The sequence below is a fragment of the Vibrio sp. 10N.261.51.F11 genome (genome assembly GCF_041471665.1).
Lineage (GTDB): Bacteria > Pseudomonadota > Gammaproteobacteria > Enterobacterales > Vibrionaceae > Vibrio > Vibrio crassostreae_C.
In genome coordinates this window covers 18,970-34,691 of the sequence record NZ_JBFROW010000037.1, presented here as the reverse complement: position 1 = coordinate 34,691, position 15,722 = coordinate 18,970, and the positions used below count along the sequence as shown (strand labels likewise).

The window sequence follows — 15,722 nt, the reverse complement described above, 5'->3', positions numbered from 1 at the left end:
GAAACGAAAGCACCGAACAATAAAAAATGCCGCAACCTCTTTTGAGATTACGGCATTTTTATTTATGCTTTTAACTATCTAACCTTAATTAGCTTAACGGTAAGTAATGATTACTTAATGTTAAGGAATGCTGCGCCACGAACGCCGCCTGAATCACCATGCTTCGCTTTGATGATCTTTGGACATTTCGCTACAGACAGTAGGTATTTAGGGATACGCTTTGGCATCTCTTCGTAGATAAGTTCGAAGTTTGAAAGACCGCCACCCAATGCAACTACGTGTGGATCAAGACCGGTAAACAGGTTCGCGAAACAGATAGCCAATAGCTCCATGAAACGATCAACGTGCTCAGCCGCTTTTGCTTCACCTTCGTTGTACGCTTGAATGATCTCGATTGCTTTCTTCTTCTCGCCGAAGTAGTGCTCGTAAATCAATTCAAAGCCACGACCTGATAGGTAGCTGTCTAGACAACCTTTCTTGCCACAACCACAACCGAGTAACGGTGCGTTGTCGCCAAGGTGGAACCAAGCATCAATAGGAAGACGCATATGGCCCAGTTCACCAGCAACGTGGTTACGACCAGAGAACACTTTGCCTTCGTAAACTAACCCGCCACCAAAACCAGTACCTAGAATTAGGCCTGCTACTGATGGTTCGTCTTTAAGCTCGTCATCCCACGCTTCTGAAAGCGCAAAGCAATTCGCATCATTTTCAATTTTCACACTACGACCAATAAGTGCTTCTAGGTCTTTACGTAGTGGTTTCCCCGTTGAAGCTGGCACGTTAACAACCAGCATTGTGCCGTCGTCAGCATCTTCCATACCAGGAAGACCAAGACCAATTTTACCTTCGCAAGAAAATTCACTGTCGTACTTCTTCACCAAACCGGCAATCGTATCAAGTAGCAGTTGATAATCTTCAGTAGGCGTTGGTACGCGTTCTGTTGCTACTCGCTCAAGTTTTTCATTGAACGCACCAAATTCAATTTTTGTGCCGCCAACATCGAAGCCGTAATACATGAAATCTCTCCAATTTTTCCCTAAATTCGGGCAAATAAATTTTTCAAATTAAACATCTAGGACGCATTATCCATAACACCCCCCCTACAAACCGTGATGGATAACAAACTTATCTCGTGTTCGAATCTGTTTGAACAACAAGTCAGCACAAAGCGGTTAAAGGTTAGAGTGACGTCTCATTTTTAGTGTGCTCTATGAAAGCGTTCAGGCTTGGTTTGGTTGGATCGGACTTATAACGCGTCTTACTTAGCATGTAGCTTTCACGAAATGTCTCAAACCACAGCTGTAAAGTCTTTGCGCCCTGCTCTTCACCAGCCTGTTTCAAAACCAAGCTCGCTACTTCTGCAGTCGAGAGATGTTGTTCGTTGTCTGACTTACGCATCATGTATTGCGAAACCGATTCTGGTTCGATCGACAACACCGGTAAGTCTTGCAGATACTCTGAACGACGGAAAATACGTCGTGCTTCACGCCAACTACCATCAATAAAGATCAGCAGCAACGTCTTGTTCGAATCTCGCATTTCAGCAAGATCTGCAACCACACGCGATTTGTCATCGGTATAATCTTCAGGAAAGACCACGACTGGCTGATATTTATCGTCTTTCAGCACATCAAGCATCTCTTGATTCGGTTCAGTGCGGTGCCAAAGGTAGGCATAGCTGTCTTTAACGGTATCAAGGATTAAACGGCCGGTATTACTTGGTTTGAGTATTTCGTTGTCCGATAAGATCAACATGGTCGCGACGTTCGTATTTACGTCTGGTTGATGTTCACAGATACAGCTGTCTTGTTTGATTTTACAGAACTGACATCGAACCACTTTACACCCGCGCGCGTTAAACGGCTTGGTTGAAAGAGACAAACGGTGTTGATATAAACGGTGAAAAGCGTGGATTCTCATGGACAATAACGATAAATCTAGAAAAGTGGCACGATTGTACTTACAGTGTCCCTAGAATGATAGAAGGAATTCCCATGCAAGACCCATCACTGCTTCGCCTTGTTTGTTTTATTATCGTTTTTGGATTGTGTGCGCTTTGGGAATACCGTTTTCCACGTAAAGCACTGACTCAAAGCAAATGGTTTCGCTGGGGAAACAACTTTGCGTTAGTCGCTTTGAACAGCTTTCTATTGGCCACTATAATTCCTATCGCAGCATTTCAAGCGGCGGTTATCGCACAAGAAAACCAATGGGGTCTGTTCAATACCCTGTCACTTCCGAAAGAATTGACCATTCTGATCTGTGTATTGCTCTTGGATTGTGCCATTTACCTACAGCACTTGGTGTTTCACCGTGTTCCTTGGTTGTGGAAGCTACATCGAGTTCACCATGCGGACCTCGATATCGATGTCACAACCGGAACGCGCTTTCACCCTATTGAGATGATTCTTTCAATGCTTATCAAAGTGAGCTTGGTGATCGCGCTTGGTGTGCCTGTCATTGCTGTCGTGATCTTTGAAATTGTACTTAACGCGAGCGCAATGTTTAACCATAGCAATGCACGTCTTCCGCTATGGTTCGATAAGCAACTAAGAAAAGTGATTGTGACACCAGACATGCACCGCGTTCATCACTCGGTCATTGTGAAAGAAACCCATTCAAACTTTGGTTTCTTTTTATCTGTGTGGGACATCTGGTTTAAGACTTACCGCGCCCAACCCAAGCTTGGCCATGATAAGGTGCATATTGGTGTTCCCGAGATTCAAGATGGTAAAGAACAACGGTTGGATTTGATGCTGCGTCAGCCATTTGCACGATTCCAGACAACGAAAGACTAGGTTCGAATTCAGTTGAGTCTCAAGTTTATATTGAGACCAACCTTAGTTTAATACCAAAGTTATCTTAATCCGAAAACAAAACGCCCTTAGATTCTTGTGAGAATTTAAGGGCGCTTCTGTATCGATAGTCGTTATAAGCGTAGTTAATGATTAAGTACTGCTAGTGCTTAAACTCTTTCGCACACTAGCTTAACTATCACGCTCGTCTATTTCAGCACGTACTTATGAAGCATGGCTTGTTGGTGCCCTGCTATCTCTCCGACTTGCTCTGAACTCTCGATCATAGATTCAAGTTGCAGCTTAGTATTCTCGCCCTGCTCAGATACTCGAGTGATTGAATGGGTAACATCGACAGTTGCACGAGCTTGTTCTTCGGTAGCCACCATGATTTGCTCAACACGCCCTTTGATCTGGCTAACCGCAAATTCGATTTTCTCGAAGGCTTGTCTTACATCGCCACTAGTTTCCAGTGCATTGGCCATCTCACTTCTCGATTCCGTTACAGAAGCACGTGAGCGATCGGCTGCCGCTACTAGTTCGTTCATCATGCTACGAATATTGGTGGTTTGCTGGGATGTGCCGCTCGCCAATTTACGCACTTCGTCTGCAACTACCGCAAAACCTCGACCTTGTTCACCTGCTCGCGCCGCTTCTATCGCAGCGTTCAGTGCCAATAAGTTGGTGTTTTCAGCGATACCACTGATCATGTCGACCATTTCACGAATCTGTTTCACTCGACCATCCAAGTCAGCCATCGACTCTTCACTCATGCTAAGAGAGTGCTCAAGCGCTTGTAATCGTTGTTGGTTAAGGCCAACCACTTGGCTGCCATTCACTGACTCATCTTCTGCTATTTGAGCATCGTCGTTCGATGCGTTAGAGATACGAGCAATCTCACCAATCGATGCTTCCAGCTCCGTAATGGTGGTGATCATATTCTGAAGTGATTCGTTCTGCTCGTTCAAGCTCGAATTGGTTTGCTCTGCAGCGTCGTGGCTTACTTCTGCCGTTTGATAAAGCGTCTCACAGTTGCGCGTTACTAAACGAACCGAATCTGCGGTTGAATCAACGACCGTATTGAGTTTTGAAGTAATAACTTGCAGCTCTAGCGGCCCCAGTAATTCACTCTGTTTAGAGAAGTCATGATCTGCCAGTGAACTCAACTGTTGAGTTATGTTTTTAAGCCCTTTATTCATCCAACGGCGTAACACGAACCATGAAATCACAATGATTACGGCAATCACTAGCCCGCTGATAAACAACACACGATCAATATTGGTAATGGTTTGATTTACAACCAGTTCACTTTCATCAATCAGGTGGGAAGCGGTGGAAGACAGCTGATTCAATGTGCTAATGACGGTGTTCGCTAAGTTAATGACTTGCGTTAAGTTTTGCTCTTGCTGCTGAACCAGTTCGAGTTTCAAGAGGATTTGTTTGATTACGCCTTCTTCGGTAAAGCCTTCTTTCACCATCTCGTAAGGCGCCGTCAAGCTCGCGAACTCAGCGATGTCTGGGTGCCAATCGGCAAAATCGCTGTAAGCCAAGTTCAGACCTGCGATTCGGTTTCTCAATTGACGGTATTCGTCTTGTGCTTTATCAATGTCAGATTGCATCATCAGCATCAAGAAGGTGTTCGCCATAGCAGACGCGCTGGATGTAAATCGGTTCGCTGCATCGCTCGCTTCTGGGTTGTCTTCAACCAAGAATGAGCTGATTCGATTCATTTCTGGTCCGATAGATCCAACGCCATAACGGAACTCGCCCATTTTACTGTCGATCAGATTTTGCTTACTTTGAATCTCAATCTGCGCCAGCAGTACCGTGTTGGTCATAGCTTGCAGTTGCGCCATGTCATCGACAAGGATTTGTTGTTGCTCTAAAGAGATCGCATCAGGAAAAGATTGGGAAATAAAAAGAAGTTCCTCTAGCGTGGTATTGCTCTCTGTCGCGAGTTGGTCAATTGAGCCCCTTGTGGCATTCAGTGTATCTAAGTCGGTTGATTGGGTGCTGTAAGTGAGAAGTTTTACTTGTTCTAATACGCTTTGCGTTAATTCGGCGTTATGTAGAGCAAGGGGTAATGCTTGTTCCGAGAGTGCATCAAAATGTCCCCCGACCCGTTCAACGCCCCGAATGCTAACCATTGATAAAAAAGTAACAAGTAAAAGAATGGAAATAAATACAGCAGTGACGGTTTGAATGAGCGAGAATGTATAACGTGAGGGTTTTATTGATAAATTTGTGTCGGGCATGTGAAATCCAGTTTGACTACGAAAAGAGATATCCTTAAGTTAGGTCGTATACTAGAAGTCCTTGATGACGTTTTTATTTCAGTTTTTTGTCAGAAGAGTTACATATGAAAATCAGAAAAATGGCTGTAGTTACAATAACTTTAGCAACATTGGCTGCTTGTAGCTCGTCACCTTCGCCTTCTCAGCTTAGTCAAACCGCACAGAAACCCCTATCAAAGTCAGAACAATTGACTACAAACGCTTATATGAGCGTGTATGAACAGTGGAAAGGCGTGCCATACCATTTCGGTGGGACCTCATTTCGAGGTATAGATTGCTCTGCTTTTGTTCAAATCGCCGTGCAAAATGCGACTCAACAAGCTCTACCAAGAACCACAAAAGACCAGAGTAAAAAGGGAAAAGAAATTGCGTATGGGCAGGCAACAAGTGGTGACTTGGTGTTTTTCAAGACTTCGATGACGGTGCGACATGTAGGCGTTTATTTAGGAAACAACCAATTTCTACATGCCTCGACATCGAAAGGTGTCATTATTTCTAGGTTAGATAACCCTTACTGGGCATCCAAGTTTTGGCACTTTAGGCGTTTATAGCGGTTCGAAAGATAAACCGCTGAGCGAGGTAACTCTAGAAAGATACGACTTAAACGCCCGTTGTTATTATGCTGATTAATTACGACGATAAATGAGCAAACAAACCGTTAATCGTATTTAGCAACAGCAGTATCAAACAGGTTCTTCACTAACGCGATGTACTCATCGAGGAATACAATTTGTTCGTTAGTCGCTTTCTTAGCCCACACACCCGCTAATACTTCACCAAGATCCGCTACTACGGCATCTGCTTCTTTCAAAAGTTGAAAACGAACGCTCGAATGCAACTCTGGGTTTTGCTCGAAAATAGCCATGATGTTTGTTGAAATCATGTCGGTAACAATGTCTTCGACACTTTCGTTTCCAGTATCACCATTACTATTGGTAAACACATCAAGGTTGAATGATAGGTGCTCGATTAAAGCCAAATAGCCATCGGTTTCTACAACCACAATAATTCTCCGTTTTAAGCTCTAGAGCAGATTAATACGTACTTGCCTAATACTATGTAAATGAAGCTATTTGTCATCACTTTATTGCCCAAAACCACATTTAAATGATCCTAGTTAGTATTTCAGCTTAAAATTAAATCGATATAGCTTTATGTGGTATACCTGCCTACTTACGACATAAGTAAATTCACGCTAAAGAAGTGTAAGACAAACTTTGAAGCAAAGTATTGCGCCAGTTAACAATAGCCCTTTCAACTTACTCTAAAAGCTCATTTGATTTAGTCGCTAGACAATAACAAGCTCAAACCTCTTTTCCAGTTTGTGGCGTTCAAAACCGTTTCGATTGTGAGACCAGTTCCAAACTATTTCATCACGTCAGGTTTTCAATTTATGTTTGTATTTCAAAGAGCTTGAATCAGTTCGAGTTCACAATTCGGCCAATTGATTCTACGTAAGATGAAGAAGAGCTAAGAACATTGACGAGTGCGTCTATAAATTGTTCAGATTTATCCTAAACTATTGCTATTAAACAAACAGTATTTCTAACCTTCAATCTTTTTAACTTTCAGTCTTTGAGGATTTCCTATGTGGCAGGCCATTTCTCAACAACTTTCAGATACTCTTCTATTTAACTTTCAGATTACTGAACGTACCAAGGTTTCTGGTGGCGACATTAACGATTGCTATATGATCAGCGATGGTAATGAGCGTTACTTTGTGAAAGTGAATCAGCGAGAATTTTTACCTAAGTTTGAAATTGAAGCTGAGAACTTACGCTTGTTAAGAGAAACCTCCACTGTTTACGTTCCTGAGTTGGTGCTTATTGGCAAAACCAAAGAGTGCTCGTTCATTATTCTGAATTACTTGCCGACCAAACCGCTCGAGACGGGCAACAATAGCTTCGATTTCGGCGTTCAGCTTGCGCGGCTTCATCAATGGGGCGAGCAAAAAGAGTTTGGTTGCGACCAAGACAACTATATCGGCAGCACACTTCAACCCAACCCTTGGCATAAGAAATGGGGTCGCTTTTTCTCTGAGCAACGCATTGGTTTCCAACTGCAACTGCTCAAAGAGAAAGGCATCGAGTTTGGTGATATCGATGACATCGTTGATGTGGTGAATATGCGTCTTGCTGGCCACAACCCTCGCCCTTCTTTGCTTCATGGGGATCTTTGGAATGGCAATGTTGCTAACTCTGCGTTTGGCCCAATTTGCTACGACCCTGCTTGTTACTGGGGGGACCATGAGTGTGATTTGGCGTTAACTGAATTGTTTGAAGGTTTCCCTAAAGAGTTTTATGAAGGTTACCAGAGCGTCAATCCACTCGACGTTGGCTATACTGATCGGAAAGACATTTACAACTTGTACCATCTTCTTAACCACTGCAATCAATTTGGCGGCGAATATTTAGCACATACTGAAGCATGCATTCAGAAGATACAGGCCGTTTAATACCAATTACAGCTGTTTATAACCGAATACGATTGGTATCAGTTACAGTGAGGAGAATTTGCCATGCATAAATACACAGAGAAACATGTCTCCTGTCCGCATTGTGGGCACGGTATTAACATCACGCTTGATGCATCTAATGGTAGCCAAGACTTCTATGATGATTGTCCAGCGTGTTGCAATGCCATTCATTTGGATATGCAGGTTGACGAAGTAAGAGACAGAATCAACCTTTCGATTGATGCCGATGATGAACAAGTATTCTGACAATCAGTTTCTCGTTTAAACCATGATCAAAAAAGAGCACCTCACGTGCTCTTTTTTAATTTGGTCATCGGTGTGATTTTATTGCCACCGATTCAATGCGCTTAGTGGCTATTTCTGGTTCGCTAATACACGCTCGACAGTATCAACAATTGCCTGCGTTTGTGGATCGAACTCAATGTTTACTTGGTCGCCTACTTCACGGCCGCCAAACAGAGTACGATTCAGTGTTTCTGGGATCAGGTGAACAGAGAAACGGTTCTCTTCCACTTCACCAATCGTCAATGAACAACCATCAACGCCGATGTAACCCTTACTCAGCACATACTTCATTGATTCTTGAGGCAGCTCAAACCAAAGCGTACGGTTGTTTTCTGTTTTAATCACATCGACTAGGTTAGCCATCAGAGTAATGTGGCCAGACATGCTATGCCCACCAATTTCGTCACCAAACTTTGCTGCACGCTCAATATTCACTTTGTCACCAACATTCAGCTGACCTAAGTTCGTCAATCGCAATGTTGCTTGCATTAAATCAAAAGCAATCTGGTTGCCAGAAATTTCCGTTACCGTTAAGCAACAACCGTTATGAGCTACTGAAGCGCCAATTGCTAACCCCTCAACCATTTCGTCACTTAACTCAATGGTATGAGTTTGAAACAACTCTTTTTTGTTTATAGCAACCAGTGTTGCCATGCCTTGAACGATACCTGTAAACATAAGATTCCTATTTAGCATTCTAGGGCGTGCTGACCTTTCGTGGTTAAATTTTGTTCGGATGGGGACGCCTAGTCAAAAGCGTTTTAATCGCGGCGAGGGGGAAGTAGCCTAATCACTCTAAGCAAATCCCCCTCAACAAAGAGTAAAACGCTTTTAGCTGAACCCTTCGGGCAGCGTTTGCTGGCCATTTCTACTGCGTTATCGGCTTCTCATGTAGGCTAGCTACACATCAAAGCCTCTGCCTGTATAAAGGCCCAGCAACTCGCTGCAAAAATCAGCTCGAAAGATCAACACGCCCTAATAACAGTTTTACATAGCAGTTATTGTGACATTTCTTTATGATTCGTCCAGTGGAAGCTTAAGATCATTGTCTCTGATTCCTTCAGAATGTCCTTTCCTACACTATTATTCTAATTTTCCCTCTTATTTGGAGTTGTTTGTGCATCGTTACAAAGAAGAATCCTCGAATCTAATCAAACTTGCGACCCCAGTTTTGATCGCATCTGTTGCACAAACTGGAATGGGTTTTGTTGATACTGTAATGGCCGGTGGCGTAAGTGCTATCGATATGGCGGCGGTTTCGATTGCAGCAAGTATCTGGCTACCATCAATCTTATTTGGTGTCGGTTTGTTGATGGCGTTGGTTCCTGTCGTTGCACAGCTGAATGGTTCTGGTCGACAAGTCAAAATTCCATTTGAGATTCAACAAGGAGCGTTTTTAGCGCTCGTCATTTCCCTTCCAATCATTGGCGTACTGTTCCAGACACAATTGATATTGGAGTGGATGGACATTGAACAACTCATGGCGGAAAAGACCATCGGCTATATGAATGCGGTGATGTTTGCTGTACCCGCTTTCTTGTTGTTCCAAACATTGCGAAGTTTTACCGATGGTATGTCTTTAACCAAGCCTGCAATGGTGATTGGTTTTATTGGCTTGTTATTAAACATCCCGCTTAACTGGATGTTCGTATACGGAAAACTTGGTGCTCCTGCATTGGGTGGTGTTGGCTGTGGCGTTGCAACGGCTATCGTATACTGGGTGATGTTTGCACTGCTATTCGCTTACGTTTTAACTTCAAAACGGTTATCGAAAATCAACATCTTCGGTACGTTCCATAAGCCGCAACTTAAAGCTCAAATTCGTCTGTTTAGACTTGGTTTCCCAGTGGCGGCCGCTATCTTCTTCGAGGTAACTCTGTTTGCGGTGGTTTCTCTGTTAGTTGCACCATTAGGTTCATTGATTGTTGCCGCGCACCAAGTCGCGATCAACTTCTCTTCGCTGGTTTTCATGATTCCGATGAGTATCGGGGCAGCCGTGAGTATTCGTGTTGGGCATAAGTTGGGCGAAAACAACACCGAAGGCGCTAAGATAGCGACACACGTGGGTATCATTGTTGGTTTAGTGACAGCCTTAATGACAGCGGCGTTAACTGTCCTGTTCAGAGAACAGGTTGCATTACTTTACACAGAGAACACCGCGGTAATTACCGTTGCAATGCAGTTGCTGTTGTTCGCGGCGGTTTATCAATGTACTGACGCCATCCAAGTTATCGCTGCGGGTGCTCTGCGTGGCTACAAAGACATGCGTTCAATCTTCAACATCACCTTTGTGGCTTACTGGTTGCTTGGTCTTCCTATCGGTTACATCTTGGGTATGAAAGATTGGATTGTTGACCCTATGGGTGCGCACGGCTTCTGGATTGGTTTCATCGTCGGTCTAACGTCAGCCGCGATTATGCTGGGTATGCGTCTACACTGGATGCACAAGCAGGACGATGACGTTCAGTTAGAATTTAGTTCTCGCTAGATTCGTACTCGCTAAGTCGGTCTATCTGATTTCGAATAAAAAAAAGAGCTCTGATTTTCAGGGCTCTTTTTCGTTTAATGGTCAGGTAGATCGCATCTGCCTTAGTATTCACTCTTCTCTCGAACAAAGCGCGCAAACTTGGGTTTTCCGTTTTGAGTAAAACCATTGTAGCGAAAGGTAATACGGCTTCCGATCTCTGGCGGTGCGAGTCTCATTTGGTCACTGAACCCGCTGCCTATATAAAATTCCACACCCTCTTCTGTGTGAACCAAAATTGACCCCATCATCCCTTTGTACTTCCCTGTCCCGCTCTTGTAGCCAATAACTGTGGCTTCGGCATCGTGATGCCTTTTGAGCTTTAACAGGTCATTACTTCGGCCTGCTTGATAACGACTGGTGATCTTTCTAAGCATCAAACCTTCGCCATTACGCTCATCGACATTATCAAGTTGATGAAATAAAGCCTCTTCACTGTGAATTGGTACATGTTCTATGTAGCTGACATGAGATTCTCCAATCACGCTTACCCAATGCAAAATGTTGTAATAGCGCTTTTGGTAATCTCCTGCGGCGCCTGGCATATCAAACAGCATGAAATCGATTTGGCGCCATGCTGTGTCACTCGGCGTATGGTCGAGAACGGTAGATTGAACGAGATGGAACTTGCCCCTTCCTGCCCACAACTCTCCTTCGAGATGGACCTTAGGTAAGTTTTCCGTAAACCACTTCGGTGAGTAAATACGATTACCATTGCGTGTATAAAGATGTTGTCCATCCCATAGAGCCCGAATCCCATCAAGTTTTTCACTCTTCCAGTATTCAGAAACATCTATGCCTTGCTGGTAGGAGTTTGCAAGCACCAAATGGTCAGGAGGCAAATAGGATGAATGAGATGAAAGCGAACACGCCCATAGAGTGGCTAAAGCCAGTTTGGTTAATCTCATCATCTGCTCCGTATTAATATCTGTAGTGGTCAACAAACGCCTTTAATCCTAAGCGTTCTGACACGTAGGTAGACAACCTTTGCTAGAAGATGCGATCCACTCATCAACCTTATCTAATCTTTGCATTTATTCATTAAATTAATGACTTATAGCTCTCATATGGTCCGCCGTTTTTAGTTCTCAAATTGAGAAATGCCTTTTCTCAATTTGAGATAGGAATTCATGAGAAATATAAGCCATTGAAAAATAACAATATAAAAGTTGGCACATTCAGTGCAATTGTCCATACATACTTAAAAGGAGATATCGCTATGGAACTACGTAAGATTGATTTAAACACAACGACACTGACACTTTCTATTTTCGGTGATCTGGATGCAGCAGGCAGTCGTGATGCACAAACCGACATCGATGATGTGATTTCTAACGATGGTCACCCTGAAATCGAAGTTGATTTTAGCCAGGTTGAGTTTTTAGATTCATCTGGGGTGGGCGCGATTGTTTATATGTTCAAACGTCTGACTGAACGCGAGCGCAATATGCGGCTTGAAAATGTGACGGGGCAACCGCTTGAAATTATGAACTTGCTGCGTATTGGCCACGCTATCCCAGTAAACTCAAAAAATCCTGCAAATTCATGAAGACCCACTAAGCTAGAAGTAACAAAAAATAATAAGAAAAATTAGAAACATAGGACGTTGGCATGAAAATACTGAAAAACTACATAGCCCTTTCTCTGTCCGCTCTCGTTCTGGGTGGCTGTACTAGCTATCCTGAACAAGGCACAGGGGGTTTGGCTGAAAGTTACGATTCTATTAACTATCAAAACTCAGACTTCTCTCCTGTCATGCCAGACGAGCCTCTTGGTCCGGAACATGGATTACGCTTTGATTGGCAGCTCGCTAAATTGCACCTTGATGCTTTGATCCAAGAAGGTGCTCGTTGGTGTTTCCCCGCTGCTGTTGTTCAAGCAATCGAAAAGCAAAATCGTATTGCTCGTGAACTTCAAGGCGGTCTACTACTGGATGCAGCCAACGACTTAGTGATCCAAAGAAAACGCCTAAATGAACTTGAGGTCCAACTGGATTACGTAACTTCACAAGCCCGCTGTGAGCCACCACAAAATGAAAATCAATTTAGAATGCAACTGTCGGTTATTGAACAGTTGTATGACCTACTTAATGTTGACAACCAATTTGCGGAAAACTCGACTGAAGTAAATCCTAAATATATGGGAAGACTGGCCGAGGCGACCACTTTACTTAAAGAACACAAATCCCTAGACCTTGTTGTTACCGGCCATGCTGATGCAACGGGTGCCGAAGAATACAACGACAAGTTAGCGCTTGGACGAGCGAAACAAGTCGAACGCTACCTGACTATTTTTGGACTAGGCGCTCAACGAATCAAAGCCGTCTCTGTTGGCGAAACCGTCCCTCTTTTTGAAGGTGAATCTGACGGAACTCGTTTAACGAACCGCCGAGTAAGTATTGAAATTATCTCGCCTAAGAATGCCGAGAAAATGGGAGGTGGAATATGAAATCCTTAATCGCTTTTATCATCACCCTATCGTTATGCTTTGCGAATGTTGTCAATGCTAACGACGAGTTTTCAGATGCGGTTCAAGTCGGTGATCTAATCCAAGTTAACGTACCCGGTGAAAGTACCTTAAACACGGGGTTCCAAGTGGATAAGCGTGGCCGTATTACTCTTCCAGAAGTAGGCGCTGTGTTTGTTGCAGGTTACGACAGCGAACAGCTTAACAAAGTCGTTCTAGGGTCGCTGGCAACCGCTTACAAAGATCTTTCGAACGCTTCAGTGTATGTAAAAGAGCAGCAAATCATCATCTACGTGCAAGGTTATGTAGAACAGCCTGGCGAATACACGCTCTCATTAGGTTCTAGCATCCAAATGGCACTTTACGCTGCGGGTGGTTTACGCCCGGGCGCGCAACTGGATAAGCTGATTCTTAAGCGAGGCGCAGATAAGAAAGAGTTTAACTACAAACGATTCCTTGATTCAGGAGACGAGTCAGCATTACCTACTCTTCAATCACTGGATTCACTATTCGTTCCAGCTTCTCCATTAGTCGGTAACATCGAGCAAGAGTTTGACGCAGCAAAGCTTGCTAACTCAGGTGACAGTGCTGATTCTCGTAACTCCATCAAAGTGTTTGGTGAGGTGAACGCGCCGGGTTCGTTCACTTACAAAGAGAACACCGACCTTGTCGACGTACTTATGCGTTCGGGCGGCGTAACTCGTTATGCCAGTGTTGAGCAAATCCGAGTGATTTCGAACAACACCCCAACGCTATTCAACCTAAAACGTTACTTAGATTCTGGTGACGAAAGTCTGCTTCCAATTTTACGCCCGGGTGCGACCATTTTCGTTCCCAAGCAAGAAGAAGAGATCAAATCCGGCGCCAACATGGTTTACGTAATGGGCGAAGTCGCAGCCCCTGGTGCTTTTGAAGGCAAAAGAGACGCGACCTTTATGGATATCTTGGCGAATGCGGGCGGCCCAACTCGATTTGCAGAGTCACGACAAATCCGTGTTATCAAAGCAGATGGCAGAGTGCTTAAATTCGATTTAGCGGCTTACACTGAAGGCTTACCTAACTCTAACCCTCCTAGCATCAAAGCTGGTGACGCGATTTTCGTTCCCGAGAAAACCGACATGAACGAGAAGTCTTGGTTGAAAATCACGCCAGACAGAGCAGTTAACGTGATTGGTGAGGTGAATCGACCTGGTCGTATTGAATGGTCAGATGAAATGAATTTCATGGGATTATTGGCACACGTCGGTGGCCCTACGCTACGCGCTGACACATCGAAAATCGAAGTTGTTACTGGTAGAAAGCTAGTTGTGTTTAACCTTGATGATTTTATTCGAAATGGTGCGCCACGTGACCAAATGCCACAAATTCGAGCGGGCTCTATCGTGCGTGTTCACGACTTGCCACAAGATCCTTCAGACAATAAATCACAATGGGTTCGTCAAAGCTCTGATGCTTCGATCTACATCTTTGGACAAGTGAATGCACCCGGTCGTTACCGCTTCACCAAAGACATGCACTTCCTTGATATCTTGTCTGCGGCTGACGGTCCAACAAAGGATGCCGACATCCACAACGTTCGAGTAACGCATCGTGACAAAACCTATTCGCAAGTAAGCAAACTTAACTTATCACTGTACTTCGAAACCGGTGACGAATCGTTACTGCCAAACGTAACCACTGGCGACACGATTTACATCCCAGAGAAAGGCAAAAACTGGTTAGATACACCGAAAGAAGAAACCGTTCGTGTGCTTGGTGCGATTAACAATCCGGGGCGTTATGTGTTCAACGACAACATGACCATTCTAGATATTCTGGCAGAAGCAGCAGGACCTACCGACAATGCTTATGTAGAAAAAATTACCATCGTCAATATGTCTTGCTGCCAAGGTCAGGCTCGTACTTTTGACCTTGTTGAATTCAGCAAAACGGCGAACATTTACAACTTGCCGGTGCTACGCGCTGGTGACACGATTTACATCCCAGACCGTCGCGAAAGCTTTATTGAAAAAGCACGCGTCGGACTTGATGACATACTGCGTATCACCACCACCATCGTATTAATAGGAGCTTTATAATGACAATTTCAGCGACCCATGCCGAAGTCGAGCAACTGTATTTAGCTTCTGAACTTAACGGCCAAAAATCAATATGCGTCACCGCCTGCCATTCAGGTGACGGCGTAACATCTATTGCAACCGCATTAGCCGAGCGTTTTCTTCTTGCGGGTCATTCAACGCTTTATGTTGATCTCAACTTATTCAACCCTGCTTTCAAAGATTTGAATATGCTAGAAGATAATCAGCAAGGTCAACTGATAGAACATGTTGAATCTCAGCGTACGTTTATCGGTGTCCCTGCTCCACAAGTTGCTTCAACGCAATTGGCTTATAAAGATCCGACAACGTTACAAAAAGTGGTCAACAAATGGTTAGAGAAATACGACAGAGTCATCATTGATACCTCACCGCTTCTCAACATAAACAAAGGCAACATTCCGGCGCAATCCGTCGCGAGTGCTTGTGATAGTACATTGATGGTTGTCGCCTATGGTGAAACCTCTAGTCACCACCTAGAGCAAGCGAAAAACCTGCTTGATGCGCAGAGTATCAACCTTATGGGTTGTGTGATGAACATGAAACAAACACCTAGCTTTGCACAAGAGTTGGTAAGACAAATCAATCGCATGAAATTCCTTCCAACTAAACTTCGCAATAGCTTGGCCAATAAGCTTTACCAAAATGAGTTTTTAAACCTACCGATGTAACTTTTCTGTGCCACTATAGCTTTTTTGTACAACTATAGCTTTCTTGTGCAGCTGTATGGCTGTCATTAAACCCTGACAGCCACCGCTCCTATTGGACTTTACGCCCAAACAC

The 15,722-nt window shown here is 44.0% G+C and carries 15 protein-coding genes; 9 read left to right on the top strand and 6 right to left on the bottom strand.

All coding sequences use genetic code 11. The features are described 5' to 3' along the window. Positions 1-110: 110 nt before the first annotated feature. Together nagK and AB4351_RS12840 are read right to left on the bottom strand one after the other, a co-directional pair. Entirely contained in the window at positions 111-1,019 is a 909-nt protein-coding gene (gene nagK, locus AB4351_RS12845) for an N-acetylglucosamine kinase (protein WP_017068179.1), read from the bottom strand. 163 nt (positions 1,020-1,182) lie between these two features. After that, entirely contained in the window at positions 1,183-1,929 is a 747-nt protein-coding gene (locus AB4351_RS12840; protein ID WP_080582212.1) for a tRNA-uridine aminocarboxypropyltransferase, read from the bottom strand. Positions 1,930-1,997: 68 nt separating this feature from the next. Between AB4351_RS12840 and AB4351_RS12835 the strand changes: the two genes are divergently transcribed. Continuing rightward, entirely contained in the window at positions 1,998-2,801 is an 804-nt protein-coding gene (locus tag AB4351_RS12835) for a sterol desaturase family protein (RefSeq protein WP_372055921.1), read from the top strand. Between the two features lie 206 nt (positions 2,802-3,007). Here the strand turns inward: AB4351_RS12835 and AB4351_RS12830 are convergent, their stop codons facing one another. Then, a complete protein-coding gene (locus AB4351_RS12830; protein ID WP_372126191.1) occupies positions 3,008-5,053 on the bottom strand; it encodes a methyl-accepting chemotaxis protein in 2,046 nt (681 codons plus the stop codon). 104 nt (positions 5,054-5,157) lie between these two features. Here AB4351_RS12830 and AB4351_RS12825 point away from each other — a divergent pair, with 104 nt between their 5' ends. Continuing rightward, positions 5,158-5,643 (top strand): C40 family peptidase, encoded by a 486-nt coding sequence (locus AB4351_RS12825; protein WP_017059602.1) that lies wholly within the window; start codon positions 5,158-5,160, stop codon positions 5,641-5,643. 107 nt (positions 5,644-5,750) lie between these two features. Here the strand turns inward: AB4351_RS12825 and AB4351_RS12820 are convergent, their stop codons facing one another. Then, positions 5,751-6,095, bottom strand: a complete 345-nt coding sequence (locus AB4351_RS12820) for a DUF3802 family protein (RefSeq protein ID WP_010440912.1) — start codon at positions 6,093-6,095, stop codon at positions 5,751-5,753. A 585-nt stretch (positions 6,096-6,680) separates the two neighbouring features. On the opposite strand from AB4351_RS12820, the gene AB4351_RS12815 reads away from it, so the two are divergent. Further along, the gene (locus AB4351_RS12815; protein WP_017059601.1) at positions 6,681-7,547 is read left to right on the top strand and encodes a fructosamine kinase family protein; all 867 of its coding nucleotides are present in this window, start codon (positions 6,681-6,683) and stop codon (positions 7,545-7,547) included. Positions 7,548-7,610: 63 nt separating this feature from the next. Next, positions 7,611-7,814 (top strand): CPXCG motif-containing cysteine-rich protein, encoded by a 204-nt coding sequence (locus AB4351_RS12810; RefSeq protein WP_017059600.1) that lies wholly within the window; start codon positions 7,611-7,613, stop codon positions 7,812-7,814. Between the two features lie 108 nt (positions 7,815-7,922). Here AB4351_RS12810 and AB4351_RS12805 read toward each other — a convergent pair whose 3' ends face one another. Beyond that, entirely contained in the window at positions 7,923-8,531 is a 609-nt protein-coding gene (locus AB4351_RS12805; protein WP_146489770.1) for a riboflavin synthase subunit alpha, read from the bottom strand. A 439-nt stretch (positions 8,532-8,970) separates the two neighbouring features. Here AB4351_RS12805 and AB4351_RS12800 point away from each other — a divergent pair, with 439 nt between their 5' ends. Further along, the gene (locus AB4351_RS12800; RefSeq protein ID WP_372055917.1) at positions 8,971-10,341 is read left to right on the top strand and encodes an MATE family efflux transporter; all 1,371 of its coding nucleotides are present in this window, start codon (positions 8,971-8,973) and stop codon (positions 10,339-10,341) included. A gap of 101 nt (positions 10,342-10,442) precedes the next feature. On the opposite strand, the gene AB4351_RS12795 is transcribed toward AB4351_RS12800, so the two are convergent. After that, positions 10,443-11,285 (bottom strand): DNA ligase, encoded by an 843-nt coding sequence (locus AB4351_RS12795; RefSeq protein ID WP_372126275.1) that lies wholly within the window; start codon positions 11,283-11,285, stop codon positions 10,443-10,445. 311 nt (positions 11,286-11,596) lie between these two features. On the opposite strand from AB4351_RS12795, the gene AB4351_RS12790 reads away from it, so the two are divergent. The 4 genes from AB4351_RS12790 (at position 11,597) to AB4351_RS12775 (ending at position 15,610) form a co-directional block, all read left to right on the top strand. Continuing rightward, on the top strand, positions 11,597-11,926 hold the full coding sequence (locus tag AB4351_RS12790) for an STAS domain-containing protein (RefSeq protein ID WP_050621341.1): 330 nt from the start codon (positions 11,597-11,599) through the stop codon (positions 11,924-11,926). Positions 11,927-11,988: 62 nt separating this feature from the next. Then, complete coding sequence (locus AB4351_RS12785) at positions 11,989-12,825, top strand: OmpA family protein (RefSeq protein WP_372099222.1); 837 nt, start codon at positions 11,989-11,991, stop codon at positions 12,823-12,825. Next, positions 12,822-14,921, top strand: coding sequence for an SLBB domain-containing protein (locus AB4351_RS12780; RefSeq protein ID WP_372099220.1), 2,100 nt, complete (start codon positions 12,822-12,824; stop codon positions 14,919-14,921). The genes AB4351_RS12785 and AB4351_RS12780 overlap by 4 nt, the downstream gene beginning before the upstream one ends. Beyond that, positions 14,921-15,610 carry a chromosome partitioning protein ParA gene (locus AB4351_RS12775; RefSeq protein ID WP_372126188.1) on the top strand — a complete coding sequence of 230 codons (690 nt, stop codon included), beginning with the start codon at positions 14,921-14,923 and terminating at the stop codon, positions 15,608-15,610. The genes AB4351_RS12780 and AB4351_RS12775 overlap by 1 nt, the downstream gene beginning before the upstream one ends. Positions 15,611-15,722 lie beyond the last annotated feature (112 nt).

Coding starts and splice junctions, on each gene's coding strand:
- nagK (WP_017068179.1), bottom strand. CDS start 1,019: ATGTATTACGGCTTCGATGTTGGCGGCACAAAAATTGAATTTGGTGCG.
- AB4351_RS12835 (WP_372055921.1), top strand. CDS start 1,998: ATGCAAGACCCATCACTGCTTCGCCTTGTTTGTTTTATTATCGTTTTT.
- AB4351_RS12830 (WP_372126191.1), bottom strand. CDS start 5,053: ATGCCCGACACAAATTTATCAATAAAACCCTCACGTTATACATTCTCG.
- AB4351_RS12825 (WP_017059602.1), top strand. CDS start 5,158: ATGAAAATCAGAAAAATGGCTGTAGTTACAATAACTTTAGCAACATTG.
- AB4351_RS12815 (WP_017059601.1), top strand. CDS start 6,681: ATGTGGCAGGCCATTTCTCAACAACTTTCAGATACTCTTCTATTTAAC.
- AB4351_RS12810 (WP_017059600.1), top strand. CDS start 7,611: ATGCATAAATACACAGAGAAACATGTCTCCTGTCCGCATTGTGGGCAC.
- AB4351_RS12805 (WP_146489770.1), bottom strand. CDS start 8,531: ATGTTTACAGGTATCGTTCAAGGCATGGCAACACTGGTTGCTATAAAC.
- AB4351_RS12795 (WP_372126275.1), bottom strand. CDS start 11,285: ATGAGATTAACCAAACTGGCTTTAGCCACTCTATGGGCGTGTTCGCTT.
- AB4351_RS12790 (WP_050621341.1), top strand. CDS start 11,597: ATGGAACTACGTAAGATTGATTTAAACACAACGACACTGACACTTTCT.
- AB4351_RS12785 (WP_372099222.1), top strand. CDS start 11,989: ATGAAAATACTGAAAAACTACATAGCCCTTTCTCTGTCCGCTCTCGTT.
- AB4351_RS12780 (WP_372099220.1), top strand. CDS start 12,822: ATGAAATCCTTAATCGCTTTTATCATCACCCTATCGTTATGCTTTGCG.
- AB4351_RS12775 (WP_372126188.1), top strand. CDS start 14,921: ATGACAATTTCAGCGACCCATGCCGAAGTCGAGCAACTGTATTTAGCT.